Origin of the sequence: Flavobacterium sp. UMI-01 (assembly GCF_019656315.1) — a bacterium.
GTDB lineage: Bacteria > Bacteroidota > Bacteroidia > Flavobacteriales > Flavobacteriaceae > Flavobacterium.
This window is the reverse complement of the sequence record NZ_BPLU01000040.1, coordinates 1-383: the sequence shown is the minus strand read 5'-3', so window position 1 is coordinate 383 and position 383 is coordinate 1. Positions and strand designations below refer to the sequence as shown.

The 383-nt window shown below is 44.1% G+C and carries 1 protein-coding gene; it reads right to left on the bottom strand.

Going from position 1 to position 383, the window contains the following annotated elements; all coding sequences use genetic code 11:
• A partial coding sequence (locus K5R64_RS13070) for an HYR domain-containing protein (protein WP_220764053.1) occupies positions 1–383 on the bottom strand: 383 nt, incomplete at both ends.

The following is a 383-nucleotide window of genomic DNA, read 5'->3' as shown; positions in this document are numbered from 1 at the left end:
ATACCAGAAGTTGGCGAAGTGCCTGTAGTAGTACCAGTCAACGTCCAGGTCAATTTGGTTACCGCACAATTATCGGCGGTAGTAGGATTGGTTGTGGCAACAGTTTTGGTACAACTGCCAATATCTACATTTTGAGAAATAGTGCTAGGACAACTAATAGTGGGGTTTATATTGTCATTTACAGTTACAGTGTAAAAGGACGAAGCGGTATTTCCAGCGGCATCTGAAACTGTATAAGTTACAGTGGTTGTTCCTAAGTTAAAAGTTCTGGTTCCAAGATTGTTGATGCCAGTTGCAGGTGAGCTAGCAACGGTTGCTCCTGTCATGACCCAAGTTAGTTGAGTTACCGCACAGTTGTCAGCTGTGGTAGGGCTGGTTGTGAC